This is a genomic window from Arthrobacter sp. Soil761 (assembly GCF_001428325.1).
GTDB lineage: Bacteria > Actinomycetota > Actinomycetes > Actinomycetales > Micrococcaceae > Arthrobacter.
In genome coordinates this window covers 48,272-68,481 of record NZ_LMSF01000030.1, presented here as the reverse complement: position 1 = coordinate 68,481, position 20,210 = coordinate 48,272, and the positions used below count along the sequence as shown (strand labels likewise).

16 protein-coding genes are annotated in these 20,210 nt (G+C 63.2%); 8 read left to right on the top strand and 8 right to left on the bottom strand.

Going from position 1 to position 20,210, the window contains the following annotated elements; translation table 11 throughout:
- Nucleotides 1–265: 265 nt before the first annotated feature.
- The 5 genes from ASG79_RS18970 to ASG79_RS18950 all read right to left on the bottom strand — a co-directional run bounded on the left by ASG79_RS18970 (nucleotide 266) and on the right by ASG79_RS18950 (nucleotide 7,221).
- Nucleotides 266–1,144: a DUF6339 family protein gene (locus ASG79_RS18970; protein WP_056393296.1), complete on the bottom strand. Its 879-nt coding sequence runs from the start codon at nucleotides 1,142–1,144 to the stop codon at nucleotides 266–268.
- Entirely contained in the window at nucleotides 1,141–2,142 is a 1,002-nt protein-coding gene (locus ASG79_RS18965) for a hypothetical protein (protein WP_056393294.1), read from the bottom strand. Before ASG79_RS18965 ends, ASG79_RS18970 begins: the two co-directional genes overlap by 4 nt.
- Entirely contained in the window at nucleotides 2,139–4,235 is a 2,097-nt protein-coding gene (locus tag ASG79_RS18960) for a helix-turn-helix domain-containing protein (protein WP_056393292.1), read from the bottom strand. The genes ASG79_RS18965 and ASG79_RS18960 overlap by 4 nt, the downstream gene beginning before the upstream one ends.
- A gap of 556 nt (nucleotides 4,236–4,791) precedes the next feature.
- Nucleotides 4,792–5,880, bottom strand: coding sequence for an MrcB family domain-containing protein (locus ASG79_RS23210; protein ID WP_082581833.1), 1,089 nt, complete (start codon nucleotides 5,878–5,880; stop codon nucleotides 4,792–4,794).
- 255 nt (nucleotides 5,881–6,135) lie between these two features.
- Complete coding sequence (locus ASG79_RS18950) at nucleotides 6,136–7,221, bottom strand: DNA cytosine methyltransferase (RefSeq protein ID WP_056393289.1); 1,086 nt, start codon at nucleotides 7,219–7,221, stop codon at nucleotides 6,136–6,138.
- Nucleotides 7,222–7,911: 690 nt separating this feature from the next.
- Between ASG79_RS18950 and ASG79_RS23205 the strand changes: the two genes are divergently transcribed.
- Complete coding sequence (locus ASG79_RS23205) at nucleotides 7,912–8,895, top strand: NaeI family type II restriction endonuclease (RefSeq protein WP_162256832.1); 984 nt, start codon at nucleotides 7,912–7,914, stop codon at nucleotides 8,893–8,895.
- A gap of 586 nt (nucleotides 8,896–9,481) precedes the next feature.
- Here the strand turns inward: ASG79_RS23205 and ASG79_RS18940 are convergent.
- On the bottom strand, nucleotides 9,482–10,894 hold the full coding sequence (locus ASG79_RS18940; protein WP_056393284.1) for an amino acid permease: 1,413 nt from the start codon (nucleotides 10,892–10,894) through the stop codon (nucleotides 9,482–9,484).
- Nucleotides 10,895–10,942: 48 nt separating this feature from the next.
- Nucleotides 10,943–12,040 (bottom strand): histidinol-phosphate transaminase, encoded by a 1,098-nt coding sequence (gene hisC, locus ASG79_RS18935; RefSeq protein ID WP_056393282.1) that lies wholly within the window; start codon nucleotides 12,038–12,040, stop codon nucleotides 10,943–10,945.
- 93 nt (nucleotides 12,041–12,133) lie between these two features.
- On the opposite strand from hisC, the gene ASG79_RS18930 reads away from it, so the two are divergent.
- The 7 genes from ASG79_RS18930 to ASG79_RS18900 all read left to right on the top strand — a co-directional run bounded on the left by ASG79_RS18930 (nucleotide 12,134) and on the right by ASG79_RS18900 (nucleotide 18,887).
- Nucleotides 12,134–12,637 (top strand): Lrp/AsnC family transcriptional regulator, encoded by a 504-nt coding sequence (locus ASG79_RS18930; protein ID WP_056393279.1) that lies wholly within the window; start codon nucleotides 12,134–12,136, stop codon nucleotides 12,635–12,637.
- Nucleotides 12,638–12,729: 92 nt separating this feature from the next.
- Complete coding sequence (locus tag ASG79_RS18925; RefSeq protein ID WP_056393278.1) at nucleotides 12,730–13,155, top strand: SRPBCC family protein; 426 nt, start codon at nucleotides 12,730–12,732, stop codon at nucleotides 13,153–13,155.
- Between the two features lie 110 nt (nucleotides 13,156–13,265).
- Nucleotides 13,266–14,924: a thiamine pyrophosphate-binding protein gene (locus ASG79_RS18920; RefSeq protein ID WP_056393276.1), complete on the top strand. Its 1,659-nt coding sequence runs from the start codon at nucleotides 13,266–13,268 to the stop codon at nucleotides 14,922–14,924.
- A gap of 163 nt (nucleotides 14,925–15,087) precedes the next feature.
- Nucleotides 15,088–15,582: a DUF3106 domain-containing protein gene (locus tag ASG79_RS18915; RefSeq protein ID WP_056393274.1), complete on the top strand. Its 495-nt coding sequence runs from the start codon at nucleotides 15,088–15,090 to the stop codon at nucleotides 15,580–15,582.
- Between the two features lie 97 nt (nucleotides 15,583–15,679).
- A complete protein-coding gene (locus tag ASG79_RS18910; RefSeq protein WP_056393272.1) occupies nucleotides 15,680–16,429 on the top strand; it encodes an SDR family oxidoreductase in 750 nt (249 codons plus the stop codon).
- Between the two features lie 84 nt (nucleotides 16,430–16,513).
- Complete coding sequence (locus tag ASG79_RS18905) at nucleotides 16,514–17,269, top strand: hypothetical protein (protein ID WP_056393270.1); 756 nt, start codon at nucleotides 16,514–16,516, stop codon at nucleotides 17,267–17,269.
- 58 nt (nucleotides 17,270–17,327) lie between these two features.
- Entirely contained in the window at nucleotides 17,328–18,887 is a 1,560-nt protein-coding gene (locus ASG79_RS18900; RefSeq protein ID WP_056393268.1) for an HD domain-containing phosphohydrolase, read from the top strand.
- A gap of 45 nt (nucleotides 18,888–18,932) precedes the next feature.
- On the opposite strand, the gene ASG79_RS18895 is transcribed toward ASG79_RS18900, so the two are convergent.
- Nucleotides 18,933–20,006, bottom strand: a complete 1,074-nt coding sequence (locus tag ASG79_RS18895; RefSeq protein WP_056393569.1) for a N5-glutamine methyltransferase family protein — start codon at nucleotides 20,004–20,006, stop codon at nucleotides 18,933–18,935.
- Nucleotides 20,007–20,210 lie beyond the last annotated feature (204 nt).

Here is a 20,210-nt window from a genome sequence, read left to right as displayed (position 1 = left end):
TGATCAACTGGGAAGGGGCGGTGTAGATGTGATAGCTGTGCCGCGCTAGATGCTTCACGAACAGGCCCGCCCCGTCGATACTGCAGCTCTGGTCGAACTCGACGGCCTTCAGCTGCGGACTCCGCCTCGCGCTTGGTGGTCTACTAGCACACCGCGCGCCTGCAGCAGCGGCAGGGTGCATAGGGCCTGGCGGAACAGCGAGTCGGCCTTCTCCGTGGTAATGCCCCCGGCTTACGTCTTCCCGCCAAGAGTCCGCGCCAAGGTTTCAAGACGCGGGTTTGCTTCCACGGATTGGAGCTTCCGCGAGTAGTTGCTCCAGCAATACCTTCATTTGTTTAATGGACTCCGGTGGGGTTTCCCCATCGTCTGGCCCCTCCGGCAGGTCATCAAAGTAGATTCGTGGATCAAAGTCAACGCTCACATTTTCCCACTGGCGACGGGAGGTAACGTCGCGCTCAGTATCGGGACCGATAAGATCAAGCAGGAGAGTCGAGGCTGCAGCGTTGGTAGCCTTGGCGAGAGCATTCGCCCTTCGTCCGTCCGGCAGTGACTTTCCATCCCCGCTCGCGGGAAGCACCGCCAATGCGGCGAGGGCTGTAGGCCGGTGATTTGAAATACTCATGCGAAACAAGTTGTTGATTATGTCCTGATTCGTGAGAGCCAACGCGGCCGTGCTGTAGTTGTTTCCGTCGCGAAACACCTCCGCCATCCACCAAAGCCTCGCTAGGGCATGCTTGCTAGTCGGCCCCAAGAAACGCTCAGTTTTGGCGGCCTTGTCGGGGTCCTCCTCGCCAGCGGCCGGGCCGAAGCGCCAACGTACGAAGTCGGCGCCCCAAACGCCCAGAAATCGCCACACATCCCGGTTACCCGCTTCACGGCGCGAGAGTCGGAGAGCAGCGTGAAGGCGTGGGCCGAGCCAGGAGTCAGAAGCAGCGACATCGGCTTGGGAGTAACGGCTCATGGCTTCGTCCAGAAAAACTCGCACTGGCTCGAGCCGGTGCTGGCGCAAACCTCGGACGTCGACCAGTTGATCGGTGAAGTCCAAGTCAGCCGTACCAAGCCGAAACGTCGGAGTGAGAGAAACGGCGGCGCTGATGCCTCCGAGAAACGTCTTCTCGTTGAGGGGCGTGGCGAATGTTGTCACGATTCTACTTCCTTGGTCTCCGCGTCTTTCTCCAATAGTGCTATGCCACGTCGTAAGAAAGCTGACGTGCCTACCTGCATGGCGGCGGCCGGGAGCAGACGCTCCAGCAGTTCGCTGAAGCTCTCGCCTGAGCCCCGGGCTTGAACAGCCTCTACTAACGCATCCTCCGGACCGAGGTGCGGGTAGATGCGCGGGAAGAGAGTCTTCAGGACGACGACCCGCCACTCTTGCGTGGGCCACTCCGGCATTCCTGTCTCGGGATCAATTTCGACGTCTTCCAGTGCCGTGACAAACATGGCCTGCCATGCGTCACCAGCAATATTTGCCCGAGTGCTATCGTGCAGAGCCTGCTCGGCGTGCGGACGTCGCTTGCGGTCACCAAGCAATGCCTCCAAACCCTCGAACCCACTATTGAGATAGAGCACGGGAGCCTCGGGGTCGAGTCGGAGGTGCTGAGGGTCATTCTTGAAGGGCTTGAGACCGTGCTCCGCATCGTTGGGGAAGTCAACCCACTGGACCGCAAGGCTGCCATGCACGGGCGACGGCGGAAGGTCGTCGAAGGACAGGACCCACGGTTCGCTGCTTCCGATTACGCGGTGCGCCACTTCATCAACAGTGGCCGTCGCGAGCGCGCGCATAGTCGCCCGGCCATACCACTCATCCCTGGCGAGCATGACGCTGCCGTGCCAGCGACCCGGGGAGTGGGTATCCGCGGGCAGGGCGACTACCCGCCGGCTGTTGCTGTACGAGCAGATGATTTGCACGACAGCGGTTGGTTCCGCCCAAGTTGCGTTCCCGGACAACTCGCCCGCTGGCGCGGTGACAGTGACATCAATCATCGCCTCCTCCCAGTGATCCGCTTCCAGGTCGCGGAAAGCGATTTCGGGCAGGTCGGGATCAATGTAATTGGTAGACAGCGATTTACCATCGATGACAACAGACCCGACGGACATACGGACGTCACCGACCAAGGTGTCGTAAGGATAGATCGCAATCATCTGGTGCTCTCCTTGTAGACCCGGACATCAACAAGCGCAGTCGCTCGAGTGGCACCAACGGGATGAGTGTCCGCTTTTGTAGTCCCGGTGAAGCGAACCTCCCTTGCGCGGGGCTCCGCCGTCACAACGTCGCCAGCGATTTCGCACCTGCTCTTGGCCTCGAGCTTCTCCCAGACCACTGGGATGGCGGCACCTGATTCTGTGCCAAAGCGCAGTACAGGGCTGAATCGCCAGGGCGAAGGGCGGTCTGGCAAGCTAACACGGACGTCAACCGACCATCGACCATTATCGTCCGGCCTGCCGACTGCACTCTTGACCTTGGGCCGCCGCGTCGTATCTACGGTTGGCGGACTTATACGGAGCAACTCCTTCAGCGCGTCGGGGCCGTCCGATAGATCACGGGTAGGGCGCCCAACAACCTCCCTGATAGTCCTGCGGACTTCGGCTTTGAAATCGGTGAGAGCCTTTCCGTATCCGCGGGCATACGAACTGGAGACGTCTGGGGTGACCTCCCAGTTGTCGTGTTCGGGGGGCTCGGCGGCGCGCAGGAATCGGTCGGCGGCCCTGTCAGAAGGATCGTCGCCAGCGGCTAGGCCGGCAAGAACAACCGCATGAAAAGGGCGACTGCCCATCGGAAGCCCCGCGACTACATCCTCTCGAATAATCATGTGACTGCCACGCAGGTAGCCAACCCGGTTGGTCTCCGTCTCTTCCTCCCTCGCTTCGGTAATCAGGAGAATTGCCTCGTGTTGCTGAGAACTATGCGCCCCGTCATTGAGGCGTCGCGGGACATCAAGGATGACCCGACGACGGACCACGTCGCCCGGGTTTTCAAGAGAATCGACGGTGAGCTCGTCGCGATGGGCCTTTAGCATGTGGGCCTTTCCAGGCCACCACGAGAAGGGGTCGACGAGGTCCGATTTGATCGTGACGCCGTTTCGCTCGGAGCGCACTAGGGCTGACATCATGCCCGGATCGCCGCCAGCACCCTCCACCATCGCGGGCCAGAAGCTTTTGGCTAAAGACGAGACGAGTTGATCGTGCATTTCTTCGATCGTCACGATTCTGTCATCCGGATCATATGCGCCAACGACGAGGAATGATGTTCCCGACTCCTGGTTTGCTCGAGCCAGGTGGGTGTCCGCTGCGAGGGCATTGTTGCCCCAATACGACCGTGTCACATCCCCGCGATCACCATCTTTCTCACCGAACCAGGCCGGACCCGCATATGACACAAGAGCACCGTCAACGTTAGGCAGGCGATGCCACGGTAGATCCAGTCGCCCTATGTAACGTCCTTCGCGCTTGCCGTCCTGCGCAATAGACAGAGTGCTGTTTATGAGGACAAGTCCGAACTGGGAGCAGGCCCACATAACCGACTTGCCCAGCCCGTAGGATCCGCCGGCGTTGTCACCCTTATAAGAATCAAGAATATTTCGCACGACGGCCATATAGTTGCCTTCCTCGAACTCCGGTCCAACCAAACCTTTGGCCCCGTAGTCCTCGATCCGGAGCAGTATCAGGTTGCGATCGTCGAGCAGGGAATTCAAACCTCGACGTACCACTGTGGCGACTTTCTGTCTGCTCTCGGCGGCTGCCTTCAGATGCGGGAGCAAATCGTCAAACTGGATTGCCGCGAGGAATGTGTCGAGTCGCGCACCGGAAAGCTCTATCAGGGTATATCGCGCCTCGACTGTGGCCTGACCGTCCTTTTTCTCGTCGAGGATGTTCTGGCTGGTTTCTCGGGCGAGCGTAGACAAACCACCCTGGAATGCGAAGCCAGCTGCGTTTCCCAACTCCCTGCCCTCATCTTGCGGCGCCGGGCGGTAGTACCAGCGGCAATCCCGCTGATACGCTGCGCGCTGCTTGGGGTCGATGGTTGGACTTACTGCGTCCAGTTCGCCATAGGTCAACCACGAAGGCTGCACGCCGAGGAACTTTGCGACCTTTATGAGGTTTGTCGCGCTCGGAGTCTTTGTGCCACTGCGCCACTGCGACACAGTTGCGGACGAGACCCCGACTGCCTCTGCCAGTGCCGCCTGAGTTTTCCCCTGCCTGTTCAGTTCTTGGTCGAGCCGCTCGTTTACATCCATCGAGACCTAAATCCTTGCCAGTGGTTAACTTTTTTGCCCTGAGAGCCTCAAATTAGCAGGCATATTTGCTTTTGGCTAGATATTTGCAAGAACTCTTCATCCAATCAGCCCTGATACCTCCACGAGTTCAGGTGGGCGATCAGTGAGCAGAAGCACCGGTCCGTTTCAGCTTCGAGAAGGTGTAAGTATGGTCAACTTGCTGCGCCGCTCTCACGGGGCTTCCCGGGAATCCCCGGAACCGATCGAAGAGCTAACTCCAAACGGGCTATCCCTGCGAAGTGTGGTGCCATGCTGCTCTCGCCTTCGCGGAATCTGCGAGTAGGGGCTCCGATGCGCTGCAGTGCTGTGACAGTGGCGCAATCGGAGCCCTACAGGCTGTGGCGGCAGCTGGGGCCGCAAAGTTACGAATTGCAGACCTGACGCGAAGCAGCTTCTTTCTAGATCCGCCGGCGGACTTCCAGACCGGGCTGGAATGGAACGTGCTGCTGCAGCTACGGGAGCTGGCACGTCTGACTGCCCTTGTCCCACTGCATCTGCGGCCGCAGACGGGGAACAGTTACGGATGCACGGAGTAGCGGTATGCCATTGGAGTTAACCGACCTTCATCCAGCTGCCAGGGTTGTTTAACGTCAAGCATCCCCCCAGATGCCTTTGGTTCGTCCCCCGTCCTATCAAGAATTATTGAATGAACTATGGCGAGAGCATTCCTCGGGTAAGCATCGAGATGGAGCCGTACTTCATTGCGAGTCAGGAAGATATCTGTTGCTCTGGAGGTCGTCCCCTTGACTTCAACCATAAGTTCACAGTCTTGCTTGCTGACGTGCAGGTCGTAAGACTGGCGGCCGCTGACATCCTTTACAACGTAGCCGAGCTCCTCGAAATGTCGAGTAGCTTCGTCTACGGCCCGGCTCTCAATGGCCCGACGCTCGGCGGCGGTCAAGAGAAAACCTTGCCCTCGACGATTCTTACCCGCCATGTTTTCAATGGCAGTATGCCCGTCCGCCACTTCGGGAGCAGTATCGCCGGGAACGAAGAATCCATCATCTTCGAGGCCGTACAGCGTCTCAAGCCACGTCGTTGCCTGGGCAAGTCGCTTAACGAGGTCCTCGTCCTGGGGAAGGGTGCTGACTGGATATTCTGCAGCCACTACACTTCCAAGCTCATAGCCGTCGCCTAGACCCCCAGGGCGCCCGTCCAACCTCATATCGAAAGTCCAACCCTCAGGCGGGGTTTCGGCAAAGCCTAGAGATTCGCGGGCCCATTGAACTCGGGATACCAGTTCATTCTTTGGCCTGGGCTTAAACTCACCGCCGTTCCAATATGTCGTTCCCTGGATGAGGCTGAGATACGCGCGCTCACCCCTACTACTAAATAAATAGACGGCGTACCATCCAGAAGTTGGTTTTGGAGAGAAGACTTTTGAGTGGACTCGCACCCACGGAATTTCAGTCTTCCTTCCGATACCGTCACTGCCCTCGACACGGAAATCGTCGATTCGGCCTTCACTTGACACATTTGCGATATGTTCGCGGATCTTGGCCGGAAGTCCCCTGCGCACCAGCGTTCCCCGCCGCTGCATTGCATCGGTGTTGGCTGCGGAATAGTTTTTCTGAAGGAGCAGGATCTCCTGAATCTCATCGCGCATTACATGAAACTACACGTCAGTCGGGCTAGATCCTGTTCGCCGCGCGAGCCTAATCCCTTGTTGCGCGAGCGAAGATACAGTCCAGGGACACCAACAAACGTCTCAGGAGACACTACACATCTGTTCCGCGATCTAAGGCACCGTGGGACTACTCACTCCGATTGCGGCCGCGTCAGGATAATGCGTCGGAATAGCAATTTGAGCGGCCCGCCCCGGATGGAATATCCCGGGCGGGCGTTCTCAGGCTTTTCAGAGCTAGGTGACGGCGTTTAGTTGCTGAGCAACAAGGGCCTCGTGCAGGTGCCGAGCGATTGCCCGTGCCAGTGCTGTGGGTACGGCGTTCCCAATCTGACGGGCGATTTCAATCTTGCTACCTTCGAAGATGAAGTCATCCGGGAAGCCCTGAAGCCGTGCCGCTTCTCTGTGAGTGATCGGGCGGTGCGCTTCGGGGTGTAGGTAGCGACCTTTCTCAGGCTTGAAGAACTCCGTGCGGATTGTGGGCGACGGCCGTTCCCACCACAGACGCCCCATGACATCCGTCGTTCCGGTCGGCTTTTCGGCCCAGCACCTGGGCAGAAGATCAGGTCGGTTCCGCGCTAGATCGAACCGGTTCCCACCTTCCGGAATAGCCATGTAGCGCTCGAGGCTTGTGGGTCTCGGATTCCGTTTCAGGTGCAACTCTTGGCGGGCCTGATCACCGACCTGGACCACTTCGGGTTCTGTTGCCGTTGGGTACCTCGACAGATCCCCGATGGCGTTGCGGACAGTTTCAAACGGCTGGCCGCTGGTTGAATTCGGCCCGTGCGTTGCGGGCGGGGGCCATGCTACTTCGCTAACGTCTCGGACAGCCATGAAAATTCCACGGATCCGACGCTGAGGCGCCCCGTACTCGGCGGCATTGAGCGGCCCGTAGGCAAACGAATATCTCTGGAGTATCGGGTCTGTGTCCATCGCCTCTAAAAGGGCAAGAAACTGCGCCGATTTTTGGAATTCGGGAACGTTCTCGATGACAAAGGCGGCTGGCTGCACTTGGCGTACTGCCCGCAGGTACTGCTGCCATAGCTCATTGAGCTCAGCCCTCGAGACATCGTCACGATCCCGGCCTAGGGGGGAGAATCCCTGGCAGGGTGGGCCGCCAATGATCACGTCGGCCTCGGGGAACTGCTTTATATCAGTTACGGATCCGGTTTCGACGTCACCGCCAAAGTGTCGTTCGTAGGTGGCCGCCGCGGCGGGATCGATCTCCACGGCAAGGATCGGCCTGTAGCCAAGTTCTGCCTGCTCGAAGCCCAGGGAAAGCCCACCTGCGCCCGCGAATAAGTCAATAGTTCGTATGTCCATGATGCCCTTCCGCTCGTCATCTTATCTTCCCTCCGACCTCTGACATTCTCGGGGAAGACGTGCCGGGCGTAGCTGCATCCATATTGTCCAGCTTGGGGAGGGAGCAACGTTCCTAGGAAAGACTGCCGCTCAATGGCGCGCCCACAAGCTCCGCGAGCCTTGAGGAACACAGTTGGTTACGGTGTTTGTTCGGTCACTCTTTGGAGATGTTGGACCACGACAGGGCGACCCTGGCTGCGTACCGGATGCAAAACTGTGTCACAACTTACTCCTCGCGTTGAGGATCTGCCGAAGCTCAGCACTGTTCGTGGCGCGCTAAGTCCGATCCCTTCAGCCGGTTCGGCAACGGTAAGGAAACACCGTTTTCTCGCAGTCTGGAGGTCCGGGGAGCCACTGCTGGGGAACGGCTGCCGGCCGTTCTGCCAGGCCAGTCCCCCATCTTTCAGCTCCGAAGGTCTCGCTGAACCTTACTCCCAAGAATGCGACTGCTTGCGGTCGTCTGTTATGTCCCGGGGGACGTAATCCGAATGGACCATATCAACCTGATCTCTTTGGGCTGGATTTGGTGCAGCCCACTTTCCTGAGCTGGCACAGATGCCAGTACAGGAGTCAAAAGTGTCGACGTGTCCCCTTCTTGCGTGCAAAGCCTTGGAAGACGCAATGCGGTCTAGCAGCACGAAGGCAAACATAATGAAGAATAAAAAACGTGCGCTGAGGAAAGGATATGAGATGCGGACTTCTGGAGAAGACAACGATGGTGCAGGTCATGATGAGGAACTTCGCAGGATCAGTAATTGGTTCCTTCAACATGATCTCGCCGGCACGCGCACGATGAAGGTGCTACGGGAGTCCTTGGACCAAGTTCTGGACGGTCCCAGAACTGGTCGGTTTCGATACACTGACCTGCGGAAGACCGAAAAAACGCATGTAGGAACCATTGTAGAAATCAATCTTGGTAAAGAATTTGATTTGTCAGACGGAACGAAAATGGACTACTCCATAAGCGGTATTGATGTCGACTGTAAGTATTCGATGTCCATGTGGGGATGGGAGTTCCCGCTCGAATCGGTTGGCCACTTGGTCCTCCTGACATGGGCCGATGACTCAGTTAGCAGATGGTCAGCTGGCCTGTGGCGTGTAAATGAAAGTCACCTCCAGCGCGGGGGTAACCGAGACAAAAAGCGGAAGATGCTGAAATCTGGTCGTGATGGAATCGTTTGGCTGTGGAGGGACTGTCCCCTTGACGAAAACCTGCTTCTTCATCTGGATCCCGAAGAGACCGACGCAATACTTTCACAGCGCTCTGGAATGCAGTCCCTGAACGAGCTGTTCCGACGCGTCCAACAGCGCATCGTTCGGCGAGAGGTGGTCCTGACCGTGGGACAACAAAAAGATTCGCCAAGGAGAGCGAGGCAAACTCGTGAAAGAAAACATCTTGGTAAGGAGGGGATCGTAGTTCTGGGGCACTATGAGTGGGACGTCAACGTGGCTGCCCGCCTGAACCTCCCCGTACCAAGGAGCGGTGAATGGGTCTCGGCCCGTGTGGTTCCCGACCCAGGCGCAGTGGATTGGTTCTTCGAGGTAGACGGCGTTCGCTGGCGACTTGCGACTGGGGCCGATGCAGTGGTGACGGCGCCTGTCATACCGAGGAGCCGCGCACTCAGCACCGAATAAGGTCGGCTGAAGACCAGGTAAGACCACGCCGAGAAGTAGACCAACAATACTCCTGCCGGTTTGGCAGACCGGCTGTGGTGCGATGACGAACGTTTGCAGTCGCTTTTATCGCCTTCAACTATATTGAGTAAGTTCTCGGGGGCACAGGCTAGGAAGCCGCTTGCTGGCCATGGCTGGTGTTAACGAGTAAACGCGGAAAAGCTGGGCCTTCGTAACGCCAGTCTTAATCGACGAGCGGGCGCCGCTGACCGGGAAGTAGCACCGGTTCTTGGCGGGATTCCTAACGAGCTCTCTGGCAGAGGCCAAAGCTGATTTTCCGGAGAAGCAGGGAATGAGGTATCCGGAACTTCGTTTTGCCACACCTGCGGGAGGGATACACGATTATCCGGCGCTACAACTCCTCGCATAATCAGACCGGGATCGTCGACACATCCGGTTCATACAAAGACACTAGTCACACCGCCGCCCGAGAAAGCAGGGAATCAAAAACCCATCTATTCCCCGATGGTTGTCAGGCGCGCCCGACCAAAGCCGGGCGCGCCTATGCATGACCTAACCGGCTAGCCGTTCGGGTCCCTTTCCGAAGTCAGTCGATGAGCACCACTTGCTTGTCACCTTCCGCAGCTCCGACACGCGGCCGAGAGACTTGCTTCAGGTGGTTCAGCCAGTTAACCACTGCCAACAGCGCTACAAGCCCAAACGTACTCAGGAGCTGCGGTCGGGAATCCTCGCCGACGAAACCCACCGTGAAGATCGCCACTAAGATCACCAAACCAACAACAGTGAGCCACGGGAACCCGAGCATCCGCAGGGGAAGCTCCGTCCCCTCGCGGTCAGCGCGAAGGCGCAGCGCCAGCTGGGCCAGGAGCGCGGACGTCCACACCAGCAGGCAGGTCGAGCCCACAATGTTCAGCAGGACCGGAAGGACCTTCTCGGGGAACGCCAACTCCAGCACCACCGTGACCACACCGAACGCGACGCTGGCCAGGACGGCAACCACCGGAACCCGGGCCTTGGACACGGAAGCGAGCCAACGAGGTGCTTCGCCGCGCTCGGCCAGAGAGAACGCCATCCGCGATGCACCATAGAGGTTGGCGTTGAGGGCCGAGAGCAACGCCGCGACGGCAACGAGGGTAATGGCGGTTGCCGCACCGGGCATCCCGGCAGCGTCCAGCACCGCAGCGAACGGGCTTTTCAGACCGGCCGAACCCACCGGAACCACGGCCGCGATCACGAAGATGGCGCCGATGTAGAACACCAGGATGCGCCACAGCACGGTCCGGACCGCCTTCTTCACGCTGCGGGCAGGCTCGGCCGTCTCGGCTGCCGCCACGGATACGATCTCCGTGCCGCCGAATGCGAACGCCACCACAAACAGAGCCGTCGCGATCCCGCCGAAGCCACTGGGCGCGAACCCCTCCCCCATGAAGTTGCGGAGGCCCGGCGACTGTACCCCGGGAATCAAGCCGAAGAGCAGCGCGAAGCCCACCAGCAGGAACCCGACGATCGCCGCCACCTTCAGCAGGGCGAACCAGAACTCGAACTCGCCGAAGTTCTTCACGCTGGTCAGGTTCACGGCGGTGAGCACCACGATGAACACCAACGCCATCAGCCACACCGGCAGCGCGGGGAAAATGGTGGCCAGCAGGCCTGCTGCGCCCAGGGCCTCGGCGGCGATGACCACCACCAGCTGGATCCACCAGAGCCAGCCCACCGTGGCGCCGGCCACCGGCCCGTAGGCCTTGGCGGTGTAGACGGAGAAGGCACCGCTGTCCGGGTTGGCAGCGGCCATCTCCCCGAGGGCCCACATCACCAGGATGATGAGTGTGCCGGCCACGAGGTAGGAGATCAGCACCGCCGGGCCGGCGGCCTGAATGCCAGCGCCGGAGCCGATGAACAGGCCGGCCCCGATGGCACTGCCCAGCCCCATCATCGTCAGCTGGCGGGGTTTGAGGGCCGCGCCGAGGGGGCGGGCAGACGTCATTGTCTGGTGTTCCATGGGATTCCTCTGGTTGTCGAACGGATTGGAAAGAGGTCAGAAAGGGGGTCAGGCCGCGTGGGCTGCGAGGAGCCGGAGCACGCGTTTGTTGGAGGCGGGGTCGGCGATGGTGATCCGCATGCCATCCCCCGGGTATGCCCGGACCATGATGCCGGCGCGGTCGAACGCGTCCACCAGCCTGGCCAGCAGCAGCTCGTCGGCGCGGATCCACAGGAAGTTGCCCTGGCTCGCCTGCAGCGTCCAGCCCTGGGCTGCCAGCTCCGCGGCCATCCGGGCGCGCTCCTGCTTCACCATCGAAACCCGCGCTTCCATCTCCTCCCCCGCCTCCAGCGTTGCAATGGCTGCCTTCTGGGCTAGGGCGCTCACGCCGAAGGGAAGGGCGGTGCGGCGCAGTCCCTCGGCGATGGCCGGCGATGCAACGGCGTAGCCCACGCGAAGCCCGGCGAGCCCGTAGGCCTTGGAGAAGGTGCGCAAGATGCAGACGTTCGGGTAGCGGCGGTAGAGCGCCAGGGAATCGGGGCCGCTGCCGGCGTCGGCGTACTCCACGTAGGCCTCGTCGATCACCACCAGGACGTCGGAGCGGACGGACTGCAGGAAGGCCTCGAGGCGGTCGTGGCTGATCGGCACGCCGGTGGGATTGTTCGGGGTGCAGAGCAGGACGACTTTGGTGCGGCCGGTGACGGCGGCGGCCATGGCGTCGAGGTCGTGGCCCTCGGCGCCGTCCAGCGGGACGCGGACCGGCCGGGCGCCCGCCAGCTCCACCAGGATGGGGTAGGCCTCGAAGGAGCGCCACGCGAAGACCACCTCGTCCCCGGCGTCGCACAGTCCGGTGATGATCTGCTGCAGGACGCCCACGCTGCCGGGCCCCACCGCCACCTCCTCGGCGGTCACGCCCAGGTGCCTGGCGAGGCGTTCGCGGAGTTCGACGGCGGCCATGTCCGGGTAGCGGTTCATCCTGCCGGCCGCCTCGGCCACCGCGGCGGTGGCTGCGGACAGGGGCTCGTAGTGGCTTTCGTTGCTGGCGAGGGCGGCGATGTCCGCGCCGAGGCTGCGCCGGCCCGGGACGTAGGCAGGGAGGCCGGTGACGGCACTGCGGAGGGTGGGCAGCGCGGTTTCGGGAACGGCCAAAAGCTGATCACTGGTCATGAGGTCCGATCATGGAAGTGACCCGGGACACAATGCAAGGTAGGCTCCGGTGCTTGGGACTTCTGCTCAACTTCTAGTACCTCTGGTGAAAATATGACCATCACAAACTCCCGCACCCTCGATTCCCTCGACGGCCGGATCATCCTTGCCCTGGACAAGGACCCCGAAGCCAGCGCCCTGGCACTCTCCCGGTCACTCGGCGTCGCACGCAACACCGTCCACGCCCGGCTGGCGCGACTGGAGCGCAGCGGCGCGCTCCGCTCCTTCAGCCGCAGGCTGGACCCCGCCGCGCTCGGCTACGAACTCATGGCCTTCCTCTCGCTCTCCATCAGCCAGACCCGGACAGGCTCGGTGGAGAACGGGCTCGCCGCCATCCCGGAGGTCATCGAGGTGCACGCCACCACCGGCGACGCCGACCTCATGGCCAAGGTGGTGGCCCGCGGCACGGCCGACCTTTACCGCATCACCAACCAGATCCTGGAGATCGACGGGATCGAGCGGACCAGCACGGCCATCTCCATCCTGGAACTCATGCCGCCCCGCTACGACGGACTGATCAGCCGGCTGTCGGAGCAGGAATCCCGCCCGGCGGACTAACCACGTCCGACGGCGTACTTCTTCGCAGCTTCCCGGCGTGCGGGCGGACCCTGTCTCTCGCCTCCGCGTGCCGGGGAGCGCATACTGAACACATGCCTACGTACCGGCTGTCCACGTTCGTCGGAGCGCCCCCTGAGCGGGTTTTCGCAACCTGGACTGATCCTGACCGGTTCCATGAATGGATCGGCGGAGTCAGCGGCGTGACCGACCGCATGGGTCCTATCGATGAGGCGGGCAGCCGCTACACGGTGCAGTTCGGGCGGATGACGAGCCCCACCGAGGTCCTCGCGGTCGAGCGCCCTCGTCACATCCGCACCCGCTTCGGTAACGCGATCCTGAAGGGCGAGTCCGATGTGACGTTCACCGCCGATGGGGCGGGCACCCGCATTGACCAGGTGATCGTGACCCGCGGGTTCGTGTCCGCGATTTTCGGCCGACTCTTCGCGACCGGCTCGTATCAAGGCAGCTTTCAGGGCGAGCTGGAGACGTTCCGGAAGCTCGTTGAGCGGGAGGCGTGATACGCACCACAGCTGGGCGTTTTGTCAGTTAGCCCACTCTTCCGCCGCCAAAAGTACCAACTGCATTTCCGTGTGTTGCCTGTTTCGCCGCCAGGCCACACGATGCCTGCATGACTTCACTCACCGTCTCCGGCCGCGTGGCGCAGGTCCTCAGCAGCTATGTCAGCGACGTCTTCGGCGTCATGGGCAACGGCAACGTCTACTTCCTGGACGCCGCGGAGCAGCAGGGCCTGCGCTTCACCGCAGTCCGGCATGAGGGCGCCGCCATCGCCGCCGCCGACGCCTACTACCGGACCTCCGGACGGCTCGCCGCGGGCACCACCACTTACGGCCCCGGCTACACCAACGCGCTCACCGCGCTGGCTGAGGCCGTCCAGGCGCAGATCCCCGTCGTGCTGGTCACCGGCGACGCCCCCACCGGCGGCGCCCGGCCCTGGGACGTGGACCAGGCCGCCATCGCCGGCGGCATCGGCGCGGCCACCTTCACCGTCACTCGCGACGCCGCGGGCGCCATCACCCGGCAGGCGGTGGAGTACGCACTAACCCGGCGCACCGCCGTCGTGCTTGCCATCCCCTACGACCTCGCCGCAGGCGAGGCTGAGGACGAGGACCTTCCGGAGCCAGCCGCTTTGGAGGTGACGGACGACGGCGGCACGGACCTTGCGCGGGTGGCCCGCCTGCTCGCCGGGGCCAGGCGGCCGCTGATCCTGGCCGGCCGGGGTGCGCACCTCGCCGGCGCCGGCCAGGAACTGCGCGAACTCGCCGACCGGCTCGGCGCACTGACCGCCGGAACCGCCCTGGCGCTCAACCTCCTCAATGGCGAGGGGTACCTGGGCGTGGCCGGCGGTTTCGGCACCGACACCGCGGCCGGGCTCATGGGCGAGGCCGACGTGGTCCTGGTGGCCGGGGCCAGCCTGAGCCCGTTCACCACGCGGTTCGGGCACCTGCTGGGCCCGGACAGCACCGTCATCCAGATCGACACCGCCCTGCAGCCGACCAACCCGCGGGTGGACCTGTTCGTTCAGGCGGATGCGAAGGCCGCTGCTTCACGACTCTTGTCGCTGCTGGACGGCGAGGCCGCTGCGGCTGGTTGGCGGCCGGAAGCTTCCCGGCGACTGGCTGCGGGGCCGGGGCACGATCCCGGTTCCGAGGTGACTGAGGACGGCCGGCTGGACCCGCGCGCCCTCGCCACCGCCCTCGATGCCGTGCTGCCGGAGCGCCGCACGGTGGTCCAGGACGGCGGCCACTTCATCGGCTGGGCCCCCATGTATTGGAACATTCCGCGGCCGCAGGATCTGGTGATGGTGGGCACCGCTTACCAGACCATCGGGCTGGGACTTGCGAGCGCCGTCGGGGCCGCCCGTGCGCTGGAGGACGACCGCACCCTGGTGCTGGCCTCCGGCGACGGCGGTTTCCTGATGGGCCTGTCCGACCTCGAATCGCTCATCGGTGCGGCCTGCAGCGCGATTGTGGTGATCTATAATGACGCCGCCTACGGAGCTGAGATTCACCAGTACGGCTCGCAGGGCCTGACCGAGAAGCCGATGCTGATCCCGGAAGTGGACTTCAGTGGTGTTGCCCGGGCGTTGGGGGCGGAGTCAGCGGTTATCCGCTCGCTGGGTGACCTGTCCGCGCTGCAGGACTGGATCGACGCCGGCGCCAAGGGGACGTTCGTGGCCGACTGCCGGATCACCTCCAGCGTCCGTGCGCCCTGGCTGACCGAGTGGATGAACGCGACGCGGGCGGCGAAGGCTGCAGTAGTGGGATAGTCGGATCGGTCGATCTCCACGGTTGACAATCACGTCACCAGCGGCGCCGCCCATTGCCGCAACGATGTCCCTTAGTTGTGGGTGGAACCCTTGAAACAGCGGACGCGTCCCTCCGCGGATACCATGTGGAGCACAGGCGCAAGTAGGAAAGACGGGGGCACACATGACGTTGACTAGCGAGGACGATGTCAAGAAAGCGCTGAACATTGACTCTTGGCGGAACCTATCCAAGGAAAAACTTCTCACTTTCGTGGCAGAGATGCCGCAGATGGACAAAGAAGTTGCGTTTAAGGCCATCGAGCAGTTTCCGCATTTCAAATCGCTCGTGGCCGAAACACTGGATTCTCTTGAGCAGCGGTACGAGAGCACCCAAAAATTCAGCTGGAAAAGTCAGAAGAAGGTACACGACGCATACAAGTCGTATCGAAAGACCCTGAATCGCGAACTGGAACGCGATAATCTCACCGTTGAAGACAGATTCAGGATTCTAGAAATGATTCGCGAATCAGTCGACAGGGAGGCAGTGAAGGACAGCGAGCACAAGGCATTTGCAATCAAGATGGTCACAGTCGCCGCAACTGTCGGTGTCGCTGCGGTAGGAGCAGCCGTTGCTGCACTTGGAGGAAAGGCCGGATTCGGTAGCAGCGACAGGGCGTAGGTTCAACGTCCGATGCCGCGGCGGTGGCGGGTTAGAACCCGTCGGAAACGCCCACAGACCAGCAGCTTTGTCAGTCACCCGGCATAGGATTCCAACCATGAGGATTGCCGTTGCAGGGGGAACCGGTAGAGTTGGCCGCCACGTGGTGGCCGTCGCCAGGGAGCGCGGGCACCACGTGGTCAGCCTCAGCCGCGCCGAAGGGGTGGACCTCCTCACCGGGCGCGGCCTCGACCAGGCACTCCGGGAAGTCGACACCGTCATCGACGTCTCCGGCATCCAGGCCTTGTCCACCAAGAAAGCCGTGGATTTCTTCACCAACGCCACCCAGAACCTGCTGGCGGCCGGGAAAAAGGCCGGCGTAAAGCACCACGTGGCACTGTCCATTGTGGGCATCGATAAGGCCAACTCGGGACTGTACGCGGGGAAGCTGGTGCAGGAGGACGAGGTCAGGCACGGTGGTATTCCGTGGACCATTCTCCGGTCCACCCAGTTCCACGAGTTCGTGCCGATGTCCATCAAGGCCGCCTCCGTGGGCCCGCTGGTCTTCGTGCCCACGATGGTCACCCAGCCGGTGGCGGCAAAGGAGGTGGCCGCAGCCTTGGTGGATGCGGCCGAGTCCGGGCCGAAGGGACGCATTCCAGACCTCGGCGGCCCGCGGACCGAACACCTGAAAGGCCTGGTCACGGCCTACCTGGCCAAGACGAAGCAGAAAAAACGGATCGTACCGCTCCGGGTGCCAGGCCCCGTGGGCAAGGCAATGCGCAACGGCGGGCTGATCCCGGCGCCGGGTTCCGCCGTCGGACGCCAAACGTTCCAGGAGTGGCTCGACGCCATCGACGCCGCGTAAAAGCCGATGCTAAATGGGGCAACTGCCCCATGCCCCTGCTGCGGCCCGGTCATAGTCTCGCCTCATAGAGACAAGGAGGCGGCCATGACCATCTACCAGCCGCAGTCATCAGCAGAGGCTACACCCAAACTTGCCGAACTTCCCGAGGACGCCGCCGAGCACTTCGCCGGCTACGCCGTCCTGGGGCTACCTTTCACCAGCGGCCACTACCTGGCCTTCCGGGATTTCCCGGTGAGCTCCGTTGGCCCCGGCTACCGCTCCGTCTGGCACCGGACGCCCGGCGGCGAGTGGACCATCTACGCCAACACCGCACCGGAGTTCAGCTGCGCCCGCTACTTCGGGGCGGCCGTCCACCATACGGTGGAGACCGACGTCGACATCCAGTGGAGCGGGCCCTTCACCGCGCTGATTACGGTGCCGGGCGTCGTGGACTGGGACCTGCAGCTGGGCACGTCCGCGGCCACCACGATGCTGACCGCCATGGCCATGCGGATGCCGGAAAGCCTGTGGCGGAACGAGCTGGTGCTCCGGGCCATGGGGGCATTCGCCGGTCCGCTGCTCGGCGCGGGCAGGATGAAAGTATCAGGCGTCGTGCCCAATGGCCAGACGTTCCAGGCCCAGCCGCGGCAGCTGTGGCTCGTGACGGATTCCCAGGCCACCATCCGGGATGAGGATGCCGGAGTTCCGGGCCCACTGCCGGTCCAGGACCACCTGGCGGACTTCTGGCTTCCACAGCGTGGACTGTTCGGAGCGCAGGTGGGCGTCAGGTTCCCGTCCACCGCACAATCCGCCGGACCAGGCCCCGTCCAGGCACGGACCGGGAAGAACCAGACGGCATAACAGCCGCACGCGTGGTCCCTACTGCCGTGGCTGGCGGCTTCCTAGAATGGCAGGTGTGATGCAGTCACCGGCTGCGCCCCGGCGCAGCGAAGTCCTGGCCGCGCTGTCGCTCGCCATCGACCTGGGGCTGGGGCAGCCGATGGAGCACATGCTGCGTGCGTCCCTGCTGGCGCTGCGGATCGCCGGGGCGGCGGGCGTTGACGCCGCCGGCCAGGGCAGGATCTACTACGCCAACCAGCTGGCCTGGATCGGCTGCCACGCGGATTCCTTTGAACTCGCCGCGCTGTTCACGGACGATATCGCCTTCCGCGCCGACTACTACCGCCGCGACCAGCACGGCCTGCCCATGTACGCCGGCATGTTCAGCCACGCCGGCGCCGGCCTCCCGCCGCTGGCCCGCGTTGCCCGCTGGACGCGTTTCGCGGCGACCGGCAGCGGCGCCGTGCGGACCATGATTGCCTCGCACTGCGTCTCCGCCGGGGTGCTGGCCAGCAGTGTAGGGCTCGACGACGGCGTGGCAGGACTGCTCACCCACACCTTTGAGCGGTGGGACGGCAAGGGCCTGCCGGAGGGGGTGGCGGGGCCGGACATTCCATTGGAAATGCGGATCATGCACCTGGCGGATACGGCCGAGGTCTTCCTGCGGAGGGAAGGAGTGGCCGGCGCGGTGGCCATGGTGCGGGCACGCCGCGGCAGCCAGTTCGATCCGGCACTGGCCGGGCTGTTCATCGACCAGGCTGAGGCACTCACCGAAGGACTCCTCGACGTCGACTGCTGGCAGGCGGCCCTTGACCTGGCTCCCACTGACGCTCCCCTGTCGGGCAGCCAGCTGGATACAGTGCTGCGCGCCATCGGCGACTTCGCGGACCTCAAGTCCCCCTACACGGCCGGACACTCCCGCGCAGTGGCGGCCCTGGCGGCCGCCGCGGGCGAGGAGCATGGGCTGCCGGCGGACGACGTCACGGAGCTCCGCCGTGCAGGCTGGGTGCACGACCTGGGCCGCCTGGGGGTGTCCAACCAGGTGTGGGACAAGAAGGAGCCCCTCTCAGCGCTGGAGCAGGAACGAATCCGCATGCACCCGTACCTGGGCGAACGGATCCTCAGCCGCGTTCCCGGCCTGAAGGGCGAGGCGGCCCTCACCGGCTCACACCACGAGCGGCTGGACGGGTCCGGCTATCCGCGAGGGATCGGCGGAAACGAGCTGGGGATAAAGCAGCGGATCCTGGCGGCAGCGGACTCCTACCATGCCTCCGTGGAGCCACGCCCGCACCGGCCCGCTCTGACGCCGGCCGATGCGGCTGCCCGTCTCCGGCAGGAAGTTTCAGCCGGGAGGCTCGCCGCCGGAGCAGTGGAGGCCGTACTTGTGGCGGCCGGCCAGCAGCCCCGCCGTTCGCATGCCGCCGCGGCTGGGCTCACCCCGCGGGAAGTGGAAATCCTCGGCATGCTCTGCCGCGGCATGACTCCGGCCGAGATCGCGGACAGCCTCTTCCTCTCCCGGAAGACCGTCCGCAACCACGTGGAGCACATCTACACCAAGATCGGTGCAACCAACCGGGTGGGGGCCACGTTGTTCGCGATCAGGAACGGCCTGACCGATTACGGGACGGCACCCAATTAGCGCCGGGCCGCGCAGTGCCCGCCTCGTGGGGCACAACCCTTGGTGCTAGCGGCTGGCAAGCCGCCACAATGATGTGACCTCGGCCGAGCGCGCCGCGAACAGGGGATCTTCGCGGTCCGAAGCTTTCGGATGCGTTGGCTTGGTGTCGAGCCGCCCCGTCACCTTCAGCCCGGCGGCTTCGACGGCGGCCAGCAGGTCCTCGCGCGAGCGGAGGCCGAGGTGCTCGGCCAGGTCGGACAGGACCAGCCAGCCCTCACCGCCCGGCTCCAGATGGCCGGGGAGTTCGGCCAGGAAGCGGAACAGCATCCTGCTCCCGGGGTCGTAGACGGCGCTGTCCAGGCTGGAATGCGGCGTGGCCGGAATCCAGGGCGGGTTGCACACGATCAGCGGTGCCCGTCCGGGCGGGAACATGTCGGTCAGGACGGCCTCGGCGCGGTCCTGGACCTCGAGGTTCCGGAAATTCTCAGTGGCGCAGGCGATGGCACGCGGCTCGTTGTCGGTCGCGATCACGCGGCGGACGCCACGGCGCGCGAGGACGGCGGCGAGCACGCCGGTTCCGGTTCCCACGTCGAACGCGAGCGTGTCAGAGGGCAGTGCAGCGGCCGCAACGAGATCCACGTACTCGCTGCGGGTGGGAAAGAACGTGCCGTAATGCGGGTAGATGCGGTCCTGCAGGGCGTCGACGTAGACACCATTCCGCCGCCATTCGTGGGCGCCGATTGCCCCGACAAGCTCATGCAGGGACACCACGGACGCTTCGCCGATGCCTCCGTACGCTTCCGCCGCAGCTTCCCGGATATCCGGTGCGCGGCGCAGCGGCACCACCGGACCCGGATCGAGGGGAATCAGCAGCAGGCCCAGAATGCGTGCACGGTGCGAGGCGGACTGCCGGTGCCGGTAGAACTGCTCGGCAGGGGTTCCGCCGGCCTTCTTTCCGGTGCCTATCCGGCGGTCCAGGGCGTTGAGGATCTGCCGCGCGTTGTGGAAGTCGCCGTGCCAGAGCATCGCGATCCCCTGTGACGCCATGCGGTACGCATCGTCGGCCGTGAGGGAGTCGTCCACCACTTCCACGCGCCCCGGTGCCGGCCTGCCGTTCGCCGAGCGCCACCGCGCGGTCATGCCGGCGCCGGCCTCAACCCAGGCCACGTATCCATCCACCGCAGCAGCGCGCGAAGGTTTGGGGTCAGCGGGTGGGATTCCCGCGGGAGCTGGGGTGTGAGTAGGGATGAAGATCCATTCCAAGATATTGGGGGCAATCGGATCCTGACGATTGCAGTGGCGGTTCGACGACGCCCAAGGCGGCGGGCCAGGATTCCAGACCGA

Coding starts and splice junctions, on each gene's coding strand:
- ASG79_RS18965 (WP_056393294.1), bottom strand. CDS start 2,142: ATGATTGCGATCTATCCTTACGACACCTTGGTCGGTGACGTCCGTATG.
- ASG79_RS18960 (WP_056393292.1), bottom strand. CDS start 4,235: ATGGATGTAAACGAGCGGCTCGACCAAGAACTGAACAGGCAGGGGAAA.
- ASG79_RS23210 (WP_082581833.1), bottom strand. CDS start 5,880: ATGCGCGATGAGATTCAGGAGATCCTGCTCCTTCAGAAAAACTATTCC.
- ASG79_RS18950 (WP_056393289.1), bottom strand. CDS start 7,221: ATGGACATACGAACTATTGACTTATTCGCGGGCGCAGGTGGGCTTTCC.
- ASG79_RS23205 (WP_162256832.1), top strand. CDS start 7,912: ATGAAGAATAAAAAACGTGCGCTGAGGAAAGGATATGAGATGCGGACT.
- ASG79_RS18940 (WP_056393284.1), bottom strand. CDS start 10,894: ATGGAACACCAGACAATGACGTCTGCCCGCCCCCTCGGCGCGGCCCTC.
- hisC (WP_056393282.1), bottom strand. CDS start 12,040: ATGACCAGTGATCAGCTTTTGGCCGTTCCCGAAACCGCGCTGCCCACC.
- ASG79_RS18930 (WP_056393279.1), top strand. CDS start 12,134: ATGACCATCACAAACTCCCGCACCCTCGATTCCCTCGACGGCCGGATC.
- ASG79_RS18925 (WP_056393278.1), top strand. CDS start 12,730: ATGCCTACGTACCGGCTGTCCACGTTCGTCGGAGCGCCCCCTGAGCGG.
- ASG79_RS18920 (WP_056393276.1), top strand. CDS start 13,266: ATGACTTCACTCACCGTCTCCGGCCGCGTGGCGCAGGTCCTCAGCAGC.
- ASG79_RS18915 (WP_056393274.1), top strand. CDS start 15,088: ATGACGTTGACTAGCGAGGACGATGTCAAGAAAGCGCTGAACATTGAC.
- ASG79_RS18910 (WP_056393272.1), top strand. CDS start 15,680: ATGAGGATTGCCGTTGCAGGGGGAACCGGTAGAGTTGGCCGCCACGTG.
- ASG79_RS18905 (WP_056393270.1), top strand. CDS start 16,514: ATGACCATCTACCAGCCGCAGTCATCAGCAGAGGCTACACCCAAACTT.
- ASG79_RS18900 (WP_056393268.1), top strand. CDS start 17,328: ATGCAGTCACCGGCTGCGCCCCGGCGCAGCGAAGTCCTGGCCGCGCTG.
- ASG79_RS18895 (WP_056393569.1), bottom strand. CDS start 20,006: ATGACCGCGCGGTGGCGCTCGGCGAACGGCAGGCCGGCACCGGGGCGC.